Below are 597 nucleotides of genomic sequence, written 5' to 3' on the forward strand. Positions count from 1 at the left end.
GACTGGAAGGGTTAGAAGCCCATGCCAGATCAATTGAAGCGAGAGAACGGAGGATTTCTAAATGAGAAAAGCGGAACGCGTCAGGAAAACAAACGAAACAGATATTGAACTGGCATTTACAATAGACGGCGGGGGACAAGCGGATATCAAAACAGATGTGCCGTTTATGACACATATGTTGGATTTATTCACGAAACACGGCCAATTCGATCTTTCCATTAACGCAAAAGGCGATGTTGATATAGATGATCACCACACGACTGAAGATATCGGCATCTGCTTAGGGCAGGCGCTGCTCAAAGCGTTGGGCGATAAAAAAGGAATCAAACGCTACGGATCGGCGTTTGTGCCGATGGATGAGGCACTTGCTCAAGTTGTGATTGATTTAAGCAACCGGCCGCACTTAGAAATGCGCGCTGATTTCCCGGCTGCTAAAGTCGGAACTTTCGATACGGAGCTTGTACATGAATTTTTGTGGAAGCTGGCGCTCGAAGCTCGAATGAACCTGCACGTCATCGTTCATTATGGCACAAACACCCACCACATGATTGAAGCCGTTTTTAAAGCACTGGGACGTGCGCTTGATGAAGCGACAAC

Annotated in this window: 1 protein-coding gene; it reads left to right on the forward strand. The window is 47.1% G+C overall.

All coding sequences use genetic code 11. The annotated features are described in order from the left end of the window. Nucleotides 1-61: 61 nt before the first annotated feature. Nucleotides 62-597, forward strand: a 536-nt coding sequence (hisB, locus tag ACWHAR_RS29590; RefSeq protein WP_452088754.1) for an imidazoleglycerol-phosphate dehydratase HisB, incomplete at its 3' end; no start/stop codon positions are given.

The sequence above is a fragment of the Bacillus sp. LR--39 genome (assembly GCF_053613335.1).